We start from the raw sequence: 16,547 nt of genomic DNA on the forward strand, positions 1-16,547 counted from the left end.
ATGCAAATATTAAAATACATACTGCTCGTACTAATACTGCTAAATATACCAACGTTTAGTATAGCCAACATTAGTCCAGGTCTTGGTAGTATTACCAGTATGTTACTATTATTATGTGTAATCATTTTTTATTTTTTTGAAGAAAAACTAAAACCAATTATTCCTCTTGTGCTTTTGGGATTAAGCTATTACATGATTTCTAGTTTAAGTTATACTGAAGATACCACTGAATTTCTTAAGGATGTTATTCGCTATTTTATTTTCATTTTAGGTATTAGAAAACTAGCTGCCCTGACTTCTAAACAAGAAATATGTATCATTTTATTGTTTGGCGCCATAAGTATTATAATTAATGCTTTTTTGTTTAGTAATGCTTATGGAAGATATAGCGGGTTTTATATAAACCCGAATAAAGCTGGCTTTATATGTATTATTGGTTTTGCACTTACCTATAGTTTACAAAGAAAAAGTATAAAATTGGCAGCACAATTTTTGTTTGCAATCGCTGGGCTTATGACACTTTCAAGGTCATTCATACTACTCTTTTTAATGGTAAATGTTATTGCCATATTTATTGATAAAAAAAACATTATAACCCTAATTTCTGGATCTATTGCTCTTATTCTTATTTTGAGTTTGTCATCCATAAAATTAAATACAGATAGATTTAATGCCCTAAAGAGTATATTTTCTGATGATGTTGACACAACAACCATAACCAAAGAATCCAGAGATGAAACCTGGGCTAAATATGTTGATGGTATTCTAACTAACCCTCTTTTTGGTCAAGGGTATAAAAAACTACACGGTAAGCCAAAAGGTACTTATAATAATGATGACGTAGGCGTACATAATACATTTTTAATGATTATAGGCGAAGCGGGTATTTTACCTTTTATTCTTGTGATAGTTTTATATTTATCAATGCTCATTAGGAGTTTTAAAATCTTTCATAATGAACCCCTTTATATCATAGTATCCATTCTATTATTTTCGTACTTAATGGTAAGTCATAATTATTTTGATAATTTCTTGTTGCTATTTATGACTGTTTGGCTTTATGATAAATTAAAATCACACGAAACCTTAACCCTAAACACTCAATAGTATGTGCGGTATATATGGCATAACATACAATCGATATAACGCTGATCAAATTTCTGAAAAATTAAAACGTATTAATTTTAGAGGACCAGATTTAAGTGCTCAAAAACCATTTGAAAACCGCGTTGTTTTGGCTCATAATAGGTTGTCCATAATAGATTTAGACCCAAGATCAAATCAACCATTTTCGTATGAAAACAAAGTCCATATCGTGTTTAATGGTGAAATTTACAATTTTAAAGATATAAAGTCTGAACTTGTCAAAAAAGGTTACAATTTCCGAACTGAAAGTGATACCGAAGTTATCTGTGCAGCTTATTTAGAATATGGAACCGAACTACCAAATATGCTAAACGGCATGTTTGCCTTTGTTATTTATGATGAAATAAATAATAAACTATTTGGTGCTAGAGACAGATTGGGGCAAAAACCTTTTTATTACTTGTTAAATAATGATGGCTTTGAATTTGCCAGTCAGCTTTCGGCAATACAATTACATAACAAAAACTTAAGCATTTCAAGTAAATCAATTACTCAGTATTTTGCTTGGGGTGTTGTTCCAGATCCATATACCATCTTTAATGAAGTGAACAAACTTCCTGCTGGGCATAGATTTACTTACCATATTTCAAGCAAAAAATTTAGTATTTCAAAATATTGGGATATTGATAATGCAAACACCAAACCTTTTACTGGAAGCTTTAATGAAGCCAAATCAAAATTGAGTCACCTTATAAAAGATGCGGTCAAAATAAGGCTTTATGCCGATGTCCCTGTTGGTGTATTTTTGTCTGGTGGTGTTGATTCGTCCTTGGTTTCTGCAATGGCTCAAAATGTCACAAATAGCCAGGTAAAAACATTTTCTGTAAAATTTAATGAGAAAGGTTTTGATGAAAGTATCTATGCGCAAAAAGTAGCTAATCACCTAAAAACGGATCATCACATAATTTCCTGTAATTACAATGAAGGTCTTGATTTAATTGACAGCTTCAATCATTATTACGATGAACCTTTTGCCGATTCGTCTGCCATTCCGTCCATGCTACTATCAAAACATACTCGAAAAAAGGTAACCGTTGCATTATCTGGTGATGGTGGAGACGAAATGTTTATTGGTTATCAACGATATCATTGGATGAAACAAGTCAGCACTTTATACAAAACACCTAAACAATTTCGTGACTTTACAGCTTTTTTGTTGAACGCTGCTCCTAATTATAAATTAAAAACAATATCTAAAGGACTTCGATTTAATAACCTAAACAGTCTATACCTTGCTTCAGTGACAGGTATTGATGCTAGTTGGATACAATCTGATTTTGACTATCTTGATATAGAAGAAAAGGCTTATTTAGAAAATAGTAAAAAGAATATTTACGAACGCATGTCTGATTTTGACATTAAGGCGTATTTAAACTGGGATATAAACACAAAAGTTGATCGTGCAACAATGGCTTACTCGCTTGAAGCTAGGTCTCCATTAATGGATTATCGTGTTGTGAATTTTGCACAATCATTACCAACACAATTTAAATACAAAAACAGTAATCAGAAAATTATATTAAAAAACATACTATATGATTATGTGCCTAAATCATATTTTAACCGACCAAAGTCTGGTTTTACCATGCCCTTTTCTGATTGGTTTAGAAACGAATTGAAAGATATGGTTTTAAGTGAACTAAATGATGAAGGACTAAGACAAATCCCAAATATAGATATTGATGAAGTCAAACTTCGTATTAATCAACACATGGATGGTAGTTGGAATAGATACCCCTTAATCTGGAAATTATTGGTACTTAAACAGTGGATGAACAATAATGGTAAAGGCTACCCAATTGTTTGATGAAACAAAAAAAAATTAGAATAACGTTTATTTTACCGTCTCTTGCTGCAGGAGGTGCCGAGCGTATATTGTCTTTTATTGCACAAGAACTAAATAAAGATGATTTTGAACCAACACTTTTAATTACAGGTTATGAAAAAGAAACTGTTTACCAGTTAAAAGAACTAAACATTATTTACCTCAATAAATCTCGTGTTTTAAAATCTGTATTTAGTTTAGCGAAATACTTTAAGAAAAATAAACCTGATATTGTAGTCAGCTCCATAGTGCACTTAAATACATTAACGGCATTTATTTCTATTGCTTTTCCTAAAATAAAATTTGTTGCTAGAGAAGCTAATGTATTGACAACACTTAACAAACACAACCCATATACCAAATCCTTCTTTCCAAAGTTCATGGTTAAAATAGCATATAGACTAGTTGACTGTATAATCTGTCAATCAAAAGACATGCAAAAAGATATGATTGATAACTACCAAGTAGATAAGAGCAAGGCAGTTTTAATAAACAACCCAATCACTAAATTATATCCACTAAAACCTGAAAAAAATATTAAAAAGAACGTCTTTAAATTTATTACAGTTGCTAGGTTGAGTAAGGAAAAAGGGCACGATAGAATTTTAGAAGCATTGTCAAAATTAGACTTCGATTTCAAATATACCATTATAGGAAATGGCCCAGAAAAAGAGGCTGTTTTCAATAAAATAAAATCATATCAATTAGAAAATGCCATTGAATATATTAGCTTTACAAATGAAGTTCATACATATTTATCTGAAAATGATTTATTTCTACAAGGCTCATATGTTGAGGGGTTTCCAAACGTATTATTGGAAAGTTGTGTTGTAGGCACACCCATTTTAGCGTTTGATGCTCCTGGCGGTTTAGATGAAATTATTGAACAAAAAAAGAATGGACTTGTTGCAAAAAATATTGAAGAATATGTTATGTATTTAAAAGCATTACATTCTGATTTTATTTTCAACCCTAATACGGTGAGTCAAATAGTAAAAGATAGATTTGAAAGCCACTATATTGTATCCCAATATGAAAATTTATTTAAACGTTTAGTAGCATAATCAGTGGAAAGAAAAAGAAAAATAGCATTGTTTGTTTCTGCAATTGGTTTTGGTGGCGCAGAAAAAGTTGTTAGTTTATTACTTGATGAACTAACCAAATATTTTGATGTTACACTTATTCTTCTTTATGATGAAATAAAGCTGCCAATTGCCAAGAATGCTAAAGTAATTGTGTTATCAAAACCTGGTGAAACTTTTAAAAGTTCAAAAATAGCCAGAGCGATTGATAATATTAAGTTTATTTTCAAATATCAGAAAGTGTTAAAGAAGGAGAATATTGAAGTTTCAGTTTCTTTTCTAGTTCGCCAAAATATTTTCAATGGCATTGCCAAAATGCGCAATCCAAAACTAAAAACAATCATAAGCGAAAGGTGCTTCCCTTCCATCATGTATAGTCATGATCGAACTACCTCATTTTTAACTAAAATGCTTATTCCATTTTTTTATAATAAAAATGACAAATTATTCTCTAACTCAATTTACATCAATAATGATTTGGTTTCAAATTATAATATAACAATTGACACCTCGGTTATTTACAACCCAATTTTAACAGAGAACAGAAAACCAAGATTAAAATCGTATCATGACTTGGAAAAAATCTTTAAAGTGGTTACAGTCGGTAGATTAATTCCAGTAAAAAATCAAAAGAGTATTGTTGAAAGTATTAGCATGTTGCCTAGTAATTTCTACTTAGACTTATATGGCGATGGCGAGTTATTAGAAACGTTGCAAACACAGGCTAAAGAATTAAATGTTGGAGAAAGAGTTCAATTCCATGGAAATGTTAATCAGGTAAAAAAACATATAATTGAAAACCATTGTTTTGTGTTAAGTTCTTTAACTGAAGGTTTCCCAAATGTCGTTTTAGAAGCCATGTCAGTAGGCCTTCCAGTAATTAGCACAAACTGTATGTCTGGTCCTTTAGAACTTTTAAATGACAACGAAAAAGTAACTATTCTATCTGGTTCATTTGTTAAGGCAAAGTACGGATTACTTGTAAATGTTGATGATGCTGTTGGACTATCACAAGCCATAAAGTTTTTACAAAATAATATTGAGCAAAGAGAAATGTATAGTCGCTTAAGTTATGAAAGAGCCAAGACGTATGATGTATCCAATATTGGAATTCATGTAAAAAATTTAATTGACAGTCTTTAATATGTATGTGTGGAATTAACGGTATCATAGCAGCTTCGAATGACCCAAAAGGTAATTGGTCTGCCAAATTACAGCGCATGAATGCTTTAATTGAGCATCGTGGTCCTGATGATGATGGTTTTTACCATGATGATGAGGTCTATATGGCTATGAGAAGATTATCCATAATAGATTTAGAAACAGGCAAACAACCCATTTCCAATGCGTCAAACAATATTGTTATTGTTTTTAATGGAGAAATATATAATTATAAAAAACTAAAGACATCACTCGAAAATAACGGTGTTACGTTTAAAACGAACAGTGATACTGAAGTCATTTTGAGGCTCTATGAAACATTTGGCACATCAAGTTTTAAAATGCTTGATGGTATGTTTGCTTTTAGTATCTATGATAAAACCAAAAACAAAGTTTTTATTGCTCGGGATTTTTTTGGCGAAAAGCCACTCTATTTTACCAAAAATTCAGATTTCTTTTCATGGTCATCTGAATTAAAATCTTTAGCAAGCTTACTTCATAAAAAGCCAGACATATCCAAAGAAGGGCTAAACCTATTTTTCAAACTAACATATATTCCAGCACCGTATACCATTTACAATGACATCTATAAATTGGAAGCCAATCATTTTATCGAATTTGATCTAAAAAGTCAATCTTATCAAATTAATAGGATTAATGATATATCAACTGATAAAATAGACCTATCATTTACCGAGGCCAAGTTAAAACTTCATGATTTGCTTATGCAAACCATAGAAAGTAGATCTGTTAGTGATGTTCCTATTGGCACATTTTTATCAGGTGGTGTCGATTCTTCAATAGTTAGTTTAGGCTTGTCAAAAATTACAGATTCAAAGATTGATACTTTCTCCATTGGTTTTGATAAATCTAGTTTTGATGAAACTGATAAGTCTAGATTAGTTGCAAAATTGATTGGTAGTAATCATCATGAATTTATTCTAAAAGAAGATGATATTGTTGGTGATATTGATAAGGTGTTATTGAATTTTGATGAGCCTTTTGCTGATTCATCAGCACTTCCCACCTACCTTGTATCCAAAGAAACTAGCAAGTATGTTAAAGTTGCTCTAACTGGTGATGGTGGTGATGAAGTTTTTGGAGGTTACAATAAATATTACATGGGAAAGTTGAGTAGAAACTACACCCAATTTGTTCCAGAGTTAATTCATAGCAAGAGCAAACCCATTTTAACCAAACTACTCAATACTAAAGATGATAGTAGAGGAAAACGGTTCAAGTTAAAAAAACTATTGCATGCCATTGATTACTCTGGAAATAATTATTGGAATATTATTTCATTAGGTTTTAGCAATCCAGAAAAATTATTGAACACCTCCTATTCTTACAGCAATACATTTAGTCATTATTCACAATTTGTAGCCAAACCAAAAAATCTAAATGACTATAGAGAAATTGATCGCTTAATCAGTTTAGAAGGTGATATGCTTGTTAAAGTGGACAGAACGAGCATGTTAAACTCACTTGAATGTAGATCTCCCTTTTTAAACAAAGCACTTTGGGAATTTTCAAATGGCTTACCAGAAAATTATTTAATGAAGAATTGGGATAAAAAGCACATCTTAAAGGAAACGTTTAAAAGTGAATTTCCCGATGGCTTTTTAGATAAGTCCAAGAAAGGGTTTGTTGTTCCTGTTGGTGATTGGCTTCGCAATAGCTTAAAAACAGAATTAGTTAGCTATACTGAAGATGCTTTCCTTGAAGAGCAACAAATATTTCAAAAATCATATATACAACAAATAGTAAACAATCATTTGTCTGGAAAGGTTGACAACAGCTACAAAGTTTGGACATTTTACACGTTTCAAAAGTGGTATTCTAAAATATATTTAAACCTATAAGCTATGAAAAAGAAAATTTGCCTTGTAGGTGGTGAAGATGTCCACAAAAGAATTCAGCTTTCAAAATACCTCATTGATGCTGGTTTTAATGTTACTATTATTGGAACTAGCAAACAAGAATTTCCTAGCGACATCACATATCACTCATATAATTTAAAAAGAAATTTATCACCAATTGCCGACTATAAAACTGTTTTATGGTATAAAAACTTTTTTAAAAACAATGAATTTGATTTAATCCACACATTTGATACCAAACCAGCATTTTTGGTGCCATTGGCACTCATGGACAGTAAAATACCCATAACCCGAACTATTACAGGTTTAGGGACTATTTTTATGTCCAAATCAATTTTAAGTAAAGCCCTACGCGTTGTTTACAAAAAAATGCATTTGAGAGTCAAGGATAGAGTCAGTAATACTGTTTTTCAAAATTTAGATGATCGCGATGTTTATTTAAAAAATAATTTGATTTCTAAATCTGGTTATGAACTAATATACAGCAGTGGTATTGAGCTTAAAGAGTTTAATCAAATTTCTCAAAGAAACAGTAAACCATTTACCTTTATTTGTGTTGCGCGATTGGTGTATGAAAAAGGTATTATCAATTTACTTGAAGCTACAAAAAACTGTAGAGATTTAGGCTATGATTTTAAAGTGTTATTAGTAGGTCCACTTGAAGAAAACTCAAAAAGGTTAAACAGTAAAATTCTTGACGCATATAAAGATACCGTGACTGTTTTAGGAGAAAGACATGACGTCAAAGAGTTGCTATTAAATTCTAATGCATTCATCCTTCCAACTTTTAGAGAAGGTTTTTCAAGAGTGCTATTGGAAGCTGCTGCAATAGGATTGCCTATAATCTCAACAAATGTTACTGGTGTCAGGGAGTTCGCAAGGCACAATGAAGAAGCTATCTTGATTGAACCCAGAAATTCATCGGCATTAACTCAAGCCATGATAACACTTGCAAGTGACAAAAAACTAGCAGATAAATTAGTTGAAAATGCTTTAAAAAGGGTTGAATTGTTTGGTTTAGCAAATGTTTCCAAGCAATATATAACTATCTTTGATAAAGCTATTAACGATAATTAAAATGAAGATTCCGTTTTCACCGCCATTTATAAATTCAACAGTTATTGATGAAGTAACTGATGCCTTAAACTCAGGTTGGATTACTACAGGACCTAAAGTTAAAAAGTTAGAAGATTTAGTGTGTTCACATATTGGCGTATCTAATGCTCTATGTGTAAATTCAGCAACTTCAGGACTAATATTAACGCTTAAGTGGTATGGTATTGGTAAAGGAGATGAAGTCATTATTCCGGCTTACACCTATGCAGCTACGGCATTAGCTGTAATTCATGTTGGAGCTACTCCAATTATGGTGGATGTCAATGAAGATTTTAATATTTCAGTTAAAAAAATTGAACAGGTTATCTCGCCAAAAACCAAAGCCATAATACCTGTTGATTTTGCTGGTTGGCCATGTGACTATGAAGAGTTACATAAATTGATAAATAACAAAAAGAATATTTTTAAGCCGCAAAATGACAACCAAGAAAAACTGAACAGAATATTACTTGTCTCGGATTCGGCGCATGCCATAGGAGCAAAATATTTTGGAAATTATATTGGGCTTACAGCTGACCTGACAGTATTTTCATTTCATGCAGTAAAAAATGTGACAACTGCCGAAGGTGGAGTGATTTGCATAAATTTACCTAAACCTTTTGAAAATAAAGATGAATATAATTACTTACGCTGCTATGCATTAAACGGTCAAACCAAAGATGCTTTCACAAAATCAAAAGCTGGCGGATGGAAGTATGATATTATTTATCCAGGTTTAAAGATAAATATGCCAGATGTTTTAGCTGCCATTGGCGTTGCGCAATTACCTAGTTACTTTTCAAACATTTTAAAAGAGCGAGAAAATATTTATCAGTTTTATCATGACGCTTTTAAAAATAAAGCGTGGGCAATACTACCACCTTTTAAAAGTGACACGAAAGTTTCCTCTTGTCATTTATATGCTTTAAGGATAAAAAATATTTCTGAAGAAACACGTGATAAAATTATTGAAAGTATAACTGAAACAGGAGTTGCAGTAAACGTACATTTTCAGCCGTTACCGTTGCTTACAGTATTTAAAAACATGGGATATAAAATTTCTGATTATCCCATTTCTTACAATAATTACAAATCTGAAATATCACTCCCTATTTACCCACAACTATCAGAAAAGGAATTATCATACATCATCAAATCAGTTATATATTCGGTTGAGTCACATCTATGATAAAACGTTTATTTGATATCGTGTTTTCTTTAATAGGTTTAATTTTATTATTACCTTTACTATTAATAATAGCACTTATAATAATAGTAGAATCTAAAGGTTCTGTTTTTTACAAACAAGTTAGGGTTGGTAAAGACAATACGAATTTTAAGATTTTCAAATTCAGAACCATGTTTGTTGGCTCTGATAAAAAAGGTCTGCTAACAGTTGGTAACAAAGACCCTAGAGTTACCATAACTGGATATTTCTTGAGGAAATATAAGCTGGACGAACTCCCTCAATTAATTAATGTATTACTTGGTAATATGAGCTTTGTTGGTCCAAGACCTGAAGTTAGGCATTATGTAAATTTTTATTCTAAAGATGATTTAATCATATTAACTGTTAAACCTGGTATTACTGATTATGCATCTATATACTTTAGAAATGAAGTTGAAATTTTAAAAGCATCTGATAACCCAGAAAAACTTTACATAGAGCAAATATTACCAAAGAAAATTGCTTTGAATAAACAATATATTGAAAACAACAGCCTGTTTACAGATATAAAAATTATTTTAAAAACTATTTTAACCATCATTTCATAATGAGTCCAACCAATGGTTATTTTATTGTTTCACTTGACTTCGAATTATTTTGGGGACTTTTTGATGTCAAAAAAATAAGTGATTACGAGAAAAACCTACTCAATGTTCGCAAAGTTATTCCAAGACTGCTTGATCTGGCAGATAGTTATGATGTTAAATTGAGTTTTGCTGCTATAGGTTTCTTATTTGCAAAAAATAAAGAAGAGTTGTTAGATTCATTCCCTGATTTAAAACCAACTTATGAAAACTCTACCTTCAATCCTTACAAGCTTATTGATAATGTTGGAAAAAACGAAGAAGATGATCCATTTCATTATGCAAATTCATTAATCAAACTAATACAAGCTCGAGAATCCCATGAAATTGCCAGTCATACGTTTAGTCATTATTACGTTAATGAATCTGGCCAAACTTTAGAACAATTTGATGCTGATTTAAAAGCTGCTGTTTCTATTGCAAACAAGAATAATATTTCTCTTTCCAGTATTGTTTTTCCTAGAAATCAAATTAATACTGATTATTTAGAAATATGCAAAAAATATGGTATTACGTGTTACAGAGGTACCGAAAAACATTGGATGTTTAATACTCAGAATACTAAAACACTCAGTAGTCCTGCTCATAAAGCTTTTAGGCTTTTGGATGCCTATTTTAATCTATCTGGCTACAATACCTATAAAATATCTGAAGTTAAAAATGATTCAGGTATCATCAACATTCCATCAAGTAAGTTTTTCAGACCCTATAACAAAACATTAGGTTTTATGGAGCCCATGCGCATTACAAGAATAAAAAAAGGATTAGCCTATGCAGCCACCAAGAAAGAAGTATATCATATCTGGTGGCATCCGCACAATTTTGGTAGTAATATTGAAGAGAATTTCAATAATTTAGAAGAAATTTTCAAACATTATAAAACTCTTAATTCTGAATTTAATTTCAAATCTGAAACCATGAAAGGTCTAGCAACCAAAATTCGCCATTCTTAAGCCAGTTTATGTCTTAATTTCCAGTACCAAGTATTTAAGTTTTTCTCTCTTAAAAATTGTTTGAACTTAAAATAATTAGAGAGTATATAGGCTATTAAATTAGCTCCTTTAGATTTAGAGTCATAAATTATATGCACATCAAACAGGTATGATTGATCAATAAACCTTTTTTTGTAAGCCTGATTTCCTTTAGAAAAATCAAAAACCTTGTAATTGGATTTTATGCTCCATTCTAACAATTTCAATAACTCCAAAACGCCCAGACTATAGCTTTTATAATTGATATCAAATGCTTTTACAGCACCAATAATTGAGGATTCCGAAATAAACGCTAAAGAAATAGCACCTATTTTATCATCAATACAAATTGTATTTAAAATAGCTCTTTTTTCTTTTAGCATTTGATAAGTCAAATCATGATAAAACGACCATTTCATTAAAATATCATTTTCTAAACCTAAATCATCAAAACGGTTTTCTAGAAGTAATTTAAACTGCAGCATAATGTCCAAATACGTTTCATAGGAAACGCTCTCGTCATAAACGTTGTAGGAAACCGAATGATTCTTCTCCAATTTATTGAAGTAATTCCTAAACTTGCCTCTGCTTTTTGAATTGAATTTTTGCTTTAAAAAGAAGTCTATATCCTCATATGCCTCAATATCTAACGAATAACCTTTGTATTGCTTAATTTTTTTTAGCCTAATTCTTGGGTCATCTATCTTAATTTGATGATAACTTGGCACATCATATATCAATAAAACCTTATTTTTAAGAACATCCACATCATTTGCTAGTTGATATGTGATACCATTGGTCATGTTTTTTCCGAAGTTGATAAACAAGGGAAACCAATTATTTTTAAAAAACTTTAATTTAGTAATACAGTTAAAACTTGTAACGATTTTATTATCAATAAAATGCTTTTTCCATACATCCTGGTAAGTATCACTAATAAAGGGATTACTCATCAATAAAAATTTTTAAAATTTGGTCCTTTCCTTTGACGTAATATAAGGTTTCGTCACATTTAAATAATTTTAGTTCACTAACTTTTTTAGGGTTCATATATAAAAAATCATAAAGTGCTTTACGCAGTGACATCATTGCATCAGATTGCAAATTAACTAATTCCAATTTTTCAAATTCTGGAACTACTTCGTTTACTGTTTCTACGTTAAATGGCTTAAATTCAATGCTTTTTGATTTGTAGTTTGGAAATATTTTATGCTTGTAATAGTGATATTTCTCATTAAACTTTCTTTCTCGAAAGATACGCTTCAAGTTAAAATAATGTTGCATTAGTTTTGCAGTCAAAATACTTTTTATAGATTTTGTGTCATAGAGAATGTGAAAATTGGTGTCATAAGTACTATCACTCCACCTTTTTTTATAGTCAAAGTCCCCTTGTGTATAATCAAATAATTGCAACTTATTTTCAAAACTCCATTCCAACATTTTTAAAATAGTAGTATGACCTATATTAAATCTATAAAAATCAATATCAAAAACAGTTAGGGCTTCAATCAAAATCTTATTAAAATGATAACTAAACGTAATCCCAATAGGCTTTTCATCACAATAGATTACAAAGAGAGATGCTGTTTTTTCATTTATCATGTTGTAAGCCAACTCACAATAATAACGCCACAATTCGGGCTGTAATTCACCACAGGGCTCACCTTTTTCATTATAGCGTTTTTCTAGAAGGCTGTAAAATACTCTAAATATATTATCGAAATCAGTTTTCAGAATGTTACCATAATACATTTTATAATCAACCTGAAAACATGATTCCAATCTATTAATATTTCGTCTAAACTTGGAGCGTGAATTTGATTTGTAAATGGTTTTTAGATAGTCATCAAGCGACTCATATTTTTCAACATTTGTAGTATATCCCTCGTATTGAAATACCTTTTTTAATTTAAGCCTGGTTCCTTTTGGCTTCTCAATATGATGATAAGTGGGTAAATCTCTTATTAAAAATGTTTTCCCCTTAAAATCATCAAAATCACCGTCAGTCAGTTCATAAGTTATACCGTTAGTTAAATTTCTACCAACATTGATGTAATAAGGAAAAAACTGATGTTTAACAAAGCTGATTTTATTTATGAAACGGAAAGTGAATACAGGTAATGAACCGTTAAAATGCTTGTTCCATATTTTCACAAAAGTTTGAGAAGCAAATGGGTTTTTAGACATTATTGGTTTTAATTTAAAATAAAATTAGCATTTTAAATTCAGAATTTAGAAATGATTACACTTTTTTAGACGTAACAAAAAAAATACAATACGAAAGGCACTTTGACCATTTAAAAATGCTGAAGCAAAACTTAAAGCGATTAGATTCTAAAAATCGCTTTAAATCTAAATGAAACATAAAATTGATTACTTTTAGTTTTTATTTCAAATCTTAATTTTTGTGCGACAAAGTGTTGAAAACAAAGGATTAAGTATGATATGACTATCAATGAAAAATCAAAAATCGTAGAAATTAGTTATTTATCGTATTTATTTGATGAATCTTATTTAAACCTAGATATTTACTATGATTAAAAATGCTGAAAAATTGAATTCTAGAATATGGCTATCTGCACCACATATGAGTGGTTATGAAGATGAATTTATAAAAAAAGCATTTGAATCTAATTGGATTGCACCTTTGGGTCCTAATTTAGAAGGTTTTGAAAAAGATATTGAAACTTTTTTAGGTCACCAATCGCAAGTTGTAGCATTAAACTCTGGAACAGCAGCCATTCATTTAGCATTGGTTTTACTAAATATTGGCAAAGGAGACGAGGTTATTTGTCAAACAAAAACATTTGTAGCATCAGTTAATCCAGTCACATATGTTGGTGCCACACCAGTTTTTGTAGATAGCGAAAGTGAGACATGGAACATGAGTCCAGAATTACTTGAAAAAGCAATAAAAGATCGTTTAAAAAAAGGAAAGAAACCTAAAGCAATAATAATAATCAACCTATACGGCATGCCATATCACGTGGATCGCATACAAGAATTATCAGAGCAATATCAGATTCCTGTAATTGAAGATAGTGCTGAAGCTTTGGGTAGTAAATATAAAGGTAAGCCTTGTGGTACTTTTGGAGACCTCTCTATTCTATCGTTCAATGGCAATAAAATTATCACAACATCTGGAGGTGGTGCTCTAATATCAAAAAGTGAGCAAATAAAAGACAAGGCTATTTTTTTAGCCACACAAGCCAAAAATCCTGGAGTGGAATATTCGCATTCCGAAACTGGTTACAATTATAGGATGTCTAACATTCTTGCTGGAATTGGTAGAGGTCAAATGAAAGTGCTGGAGGACTATGTTGAGTTAAGAAGAAGAAATTTTGACTATTATTTTGACGCACTTAAGGATATCAATGAAATTATATTTTTAAAAGAACCAATCAATTATTATTCTAATCGCTGGTTAACTTGTGTCTTATTGGAAACAAATAAAATGAGAAATGATTTATTAAAATTATTATCTGACAATAATATTGAAGCAAGACCATCATGGAAACCAATGCATCAACAAGAATTATTTAAATCATTTCCAAAATACTTAAATGGTCAAGCAGATAAGCTTTATGAAAGAGGTCTTTGCTTACCTAGCGGTTCTAGTTTAACTAAAGACGATTTATTAAAAATAACAACACTAATTAAAAGCTATTTTGAATAAGATTTATTACCTATTAAGAAAGTTATCCAACCGATATGCATCCAAATGGCTTGTTTTGCTGTTTGATTCATGTGTGGTTGCATTCACCTTCTTTTTAGCTTATTTAATTCGCTATAATTTTAAAATTGACTTTGATTTCTCAATGTTTTTAAAACAAATACCGTTTGTAGTATTTGGTGCAATTATCAGCTTTTTATTGGTTAGTTCGCATAAAGGTGTTGTCAGATTCACTGGTTTTAAGGATGTAGTAAACATTATCATTGGAGTCAACATTCTTGCCACTATTCTTATAATTTCGACTTTTATGAGTCGAAAATATGAGTTTAACAATGTTTTTGACATTCCAGGATCCATAATATATATTCACCTCCTACTCAATATATTCTTTCTCATTGGAGCCAAATTTTTTATAAAATCAATTTACCGAAGTCTTATTACTGATTATGATAAATTAAGTAAAGTTCTTATTTACGGAGCTGGTGATTCAGGAATGATTACCTATAATGCTATCACTAATGATGCTAAAAACAGTACGGAAGTATTAGGGTTTATTGATGATAATATTAGTAAGGTTGGAAAAAAAATAAATCTGCTTAATGTTTATCATCCAAAAAAAGTTACAAAAGAATTTATTGAAAAGTATGATATTGATGAGGTTATCATATCTATCCAAAATATTAATTCAAACCGTTTGCTTCAAATAACAAGTGCACTTTTTGCATTAAATCTTAAAGTTAAAATTGTCCCTGCTGTTCAAACATGGATTGATGGTGATTTAAGTATTGGTCAGATAAAAGAAATAAAAATTGAAGACTTATTAGGCAGAGAGCCTATTAATATTGACAACCCTTTGCTCAATAACGAATATAGCAATAAAGTAATACTTATTACAGGTGCGGCTGGTTCAATTGGAAGTGAGTTGGTAAGAAAGTTATGTCATTTTGAATTCAAGAAACTCATACTTGTTGACAACGCCGAATCACCTCTTTATAATCTTCAGCAAGAACTAGAGCAGAAAAAAATAAAGAACGTTTTTCCTATTGTGGCAGATATCAGAAACATGGTAAGAATGGACAATTTGTTCAACCAATATAAACCAGAAATTATTTTTCATGCTGCCGCCTATAAACATGTACCATTAATGGAACAAAATCCTTTTGAAGCCGTTAGTGTAAATGTTAGAGGCACCAACAATGTGGTAAATCTATCTTTAAAACATGGTGTTGATAAATTCATACTTATTTCTACAGACAAAGCCGTTAACCCAACCAATGTTATGGGAGCCACTAAACGCATTGCCGAAATGATAATTTGCTGTCAGAAAAATCTAGTTAATAGTAAGACGAAATTTATCATAACACGTTTTGGTAACGTATTAGGCTCTAATGGGTCTGTCATTCCTTTGTTTAAAAAACAAATTGAATCTGGAGGTCCTGTTACTGTTACTCATGAAGACATCATTAGATACTTCATGACCATACCAGAAGCAAGTTTATTAGTACTTGAAGCAGCAGCCATGGGACTTGGTCATGAGATTTTTGTTTTTGATATGGGTAAACCCATCAAGATTTTTGATTTGGCTGTAAATATGATTACACTTTCAGGACTTAATTACCCAGATGATATTGACATAAAAATTGTTGGCTTACGACCAGGAGAAAAAATATTTGAAGAACTGCTAATTGATGGTGAAAACACAAAGCCAACTTACAACGAAAAGATAATGATTGCAAAATGTAAAATTCTTGATACTGAAAATGTTGAAAAATTAATAAAAGAACTGTGTTTACTTGGTTCTAATTCTCAAAATATCGAAATTGTATCAAAAATTAAAGAAATAGTAAAAGAATACATCCCTAATAACTCTACTTACGACGTATTAAACTAAAACCACTAAAC

13 protein-coding genes are annotated in these 16,547 nt (G+C 30.7%); 11 read left to right on the plus strand and 2 right to left on the minus strand.

The window, feature by feature from the left end; translation table 11 throughout:
* The 9 genes from HGK31_RS09995 to HGK31_RS10035 are packed head-to-tail and all read left to right on the plus strand — an operon-like array spanning window position 1 to window position 10,954.
* The gene (locus tag HGK31_RS09995) at window positions 1-1,107 is read left to right on the plus strand and encodes an O-antigen ligase family protein (RefSeq protein WP_191859617.1); all 1,107 of its coding nucleotides are present in this window, start codon (window positions 1-3) and stop codon (window positions 1,105-1,107) included.
* 1 nt (window position 1,108) lies between these two features.
* Window positions 1,109-2,953, plus strand: coding sequence for an asparagine synthase (glutamine-hydrolyzing) (gene asnB, locus HGK31_RS10000; protein WP_191859618.1), 1,845 nt, complete (start codon window positions 1,109-1,111; stop codon window positions 2,951-2,953).
* Entirely contained in the window at window positions 2,953-4,035 is a 1,083-nt protein-coding gene (locus HGK31_RS10005) for a glycosyltransferase (protein WP_191859619.1), read from the plus strand. The genes asnB (HGK31_RS10000) and HGK31_RS10005 overlap by 1 nt, the downstream gene beginning before the upstream one ends.
* Window positions 4,036-4,038: 3 nt before the next feature.
* Complete coding sequence (locus HGK31_RS10010) at window positions 4,039-5,196, plus strand: glycosyltransferase (protein WP_191859620.1); 1,158 nt, start codon at window positions 4,039-4,041, stop codon at window positions 5,194-5,196.
* Window positions 5,197-5,201: 5 nt separating this feature from the next.
* Entirely contained in the window at window positions 5,202-7,076 is a 1,875-nt protein-coding gene (gene asnB, locus HGK31_RS10015; RefSeq protein WP_191859621.1) for an asparagine synthase (glutamine-hydrolyzing), read from the plus strand.
* Between the two features lie 3 nt (window positions 7,077-7,079).
* Window positions 7,080-8,171, plus strand: a complete 1,092-nt coding sequence (locus tag HGK31_RS10020; protein WP_191859622.1) for a glycosyltransferase — start codon at window positions 7,080-7,082, stop codon at window positions 8,169-8,171.
* Between the two features lies 1 nt (window position 8,172).
* Window positions 8,173-9,378: a DegT/DnrJ/EryC1/StrS family aminotransferase gene (locus HGK31_RS10025; protein WP_104733704.1), complete on the plus strand. Its 1,206-nt coding sequence runs from the start codon at window positions 8,173-8,175 to the stop codon at window positions 9,376-9,378.
* Window positions 9,375-9,965: a sugar transferase gene (locus tag HGK31_RS10030; RefSeq protein WP_191859623.1), complete on the plus strand. Its 591-nt coding sequence runs from the start codon at window positions 9,375-9,377 to the stop codon at window positions 9,963-9,965. Before HGK31_RS10025 ends, HGK31_RS10030 begins: the two co-directional genes overlap by 4 nt.
* Window positions 9,965-10,954: a polysaccharide deacetylase family protein gene (locus HGK31_RS10035; protein WP_191859624.1), complete on the plus strand. Its 990-nt coding sequence runs from the start codon at window positions 9,965-9,967 to the stop codon at window positions 10,952-10,954. Before HGK31_RS10030 ends, HGK31_RS10035 begins: the two co-directional genes overlap by 1 nt.
* Here the strand turns inward: HGK31_RS10035 and HGK31_RS10040 are convergent.
* Both HGK31_RS10040 and HGK31_RS10045 read right to left on the minus strand, forming a co-directional pair.
* Window positions 10,951-11,925, minus strand: coding sequence for a GNAT family N-acetyltransferase (locus HGK31_RS10040; RefSeq protein WP_191859625.1), 975 nt, complete (start codon window positions 11,923-11,925; stop codon window positions 10,951-10,953). The genes HGK31_RS10035 and HGK31_RS10040 overlap by 4 nt on opposite strands.
* The gene (locus HGK31_RS10045) at window positions 11,918-13,159 is read right to left on the minus strand and encodes a GNAT family N-acetyltransferase (protein WP_191859626.1); all 1,242 of its coding nucleotides are present in this window, start codon (window positions 13,157-13,159) and stop codon (window positions 11,918-11,920) included. The genes HGK31_RS10040 and HGK31_RS10045 overlap by 8 nt, the downstream gene beginning before the upstream one ends.
* A 346-nt stretch (window positions 13,160-13,505) precedes the next feature.
* On the opposite strand from HGK31_RS10045, the gene HGK31_RS10050 reads away from it, so the two are divergent.
* The gene (locus HGK31_RS10050) at window positions 13,506-14,648 is read left to right on the plus strand and encodes a DegT/DnrJ/EryC1/StrS family aminotransferase (RefSeq protein WP_191859627.1); all 1,143 of its coding nucleotides are present in this window, start codon (window positions 13,506-13,508) and stop codon (window positions 14,646-14,648) included.
* Window positions 14,641-16,536 (plus strand): polysaccharide biosynthesis protein, encoded by a 1,896-nt coding sequence (locus tag HGK31_RS10055; protein WP_191859628.1) that lies wholly within the window; start codon window positions 14,641-14,643, stop codon window positions 16,534-16,536. The genes HGK31_RS10050 and HGK31_RS10055 overlap by 8 nt, the downstream gene beginning before the upstream one ends.
* Window positions 16,537-16,547: the final 11 nt, after the last annotated feature.

It is taken from the genome of Hanstruepera ponticola (assembly GCF_012931685.1).
In the GTDB taxonomy this organism is placed as follows: domain Bacteria; phylum Bacteroidota; class Bacteroidia; order Flavobacteriales; family Flavobacteriaceae; genus Hanstruepera; species Hanstruepera ponticola.

Coding starts and splice junctions, on each gene's coding strand:
- HGK31_RS10045 (WP_191859626.1), bottom strand. CDS start 13,159: ATGTCTAAAAACCCATTTGCTTCTCAAACTTTTGTGAAAATATGGAAC.
- HGK31_RS10035 (WP_191859624.1), top strand. CDS start 9,965: ATGAGTCCAACCAATGGTTATTTTATTGTTTCACTTGACTTCGAATTA.
- HGK31_RS10050 (WP_191859627.1), top strand. CDS start 13,506: ATGATTAAAAATGCTGAAAAATTGAATTCTAGAATATGGCTATCTGCA.
- asnB (WP_191859618.1), top strand. CDS start 1,109: ATGTGCGGTATATATGGCATAACATACAATCGATATAACGCTGATCAA.
- HGK31_RS09995 (WP_191859617.1), top strand. CDS start 1: ATGCAAATATTAAAATACATACTGCTCGTACTAATACTGCTAAATATA.
- HGK31_RS10020 (WP_191859622.1), top strand. CDS start 7,080: ATGAAAAAGAAAATTTGCCTTGTAGGTGGTGAAGATGTCCACAAAAGA.
- HGK31_RS10005 (WP_191859619.1), top strand. CDS start 2,953: ATGAAACAAAAAAAAATTAGAATAACGTTTATTTTACCGTCTCTTGCT.
- asnB (WP_191859621.1), top strand. CDS start 5,202: ATGTGTGGAATTAACGGTATCATAGCAGCTTCGAATGACCCAAAAGGT.
- HGK31_RS10025 (WP_104733704.1), top strand. CDS start 8,173: ATGAAGATTCCGTTTTCACCGCCATTTATAAATTCAACAGTTATTGAT.
- HGK31_RS10030 (WP_191859623.1), top strand. CDS start 9,375: ATGATAAAACGTTTATTTGATATCGTGTTTTCTTTAATAGGTTTAATT.
- HGK31_RS10040 (WP_191859625.1), bottom strand. CDS start 11,925: ATGAGTAATCCCTTTATTAGTGATACTTACCAGGATGTATGGAAAAAG.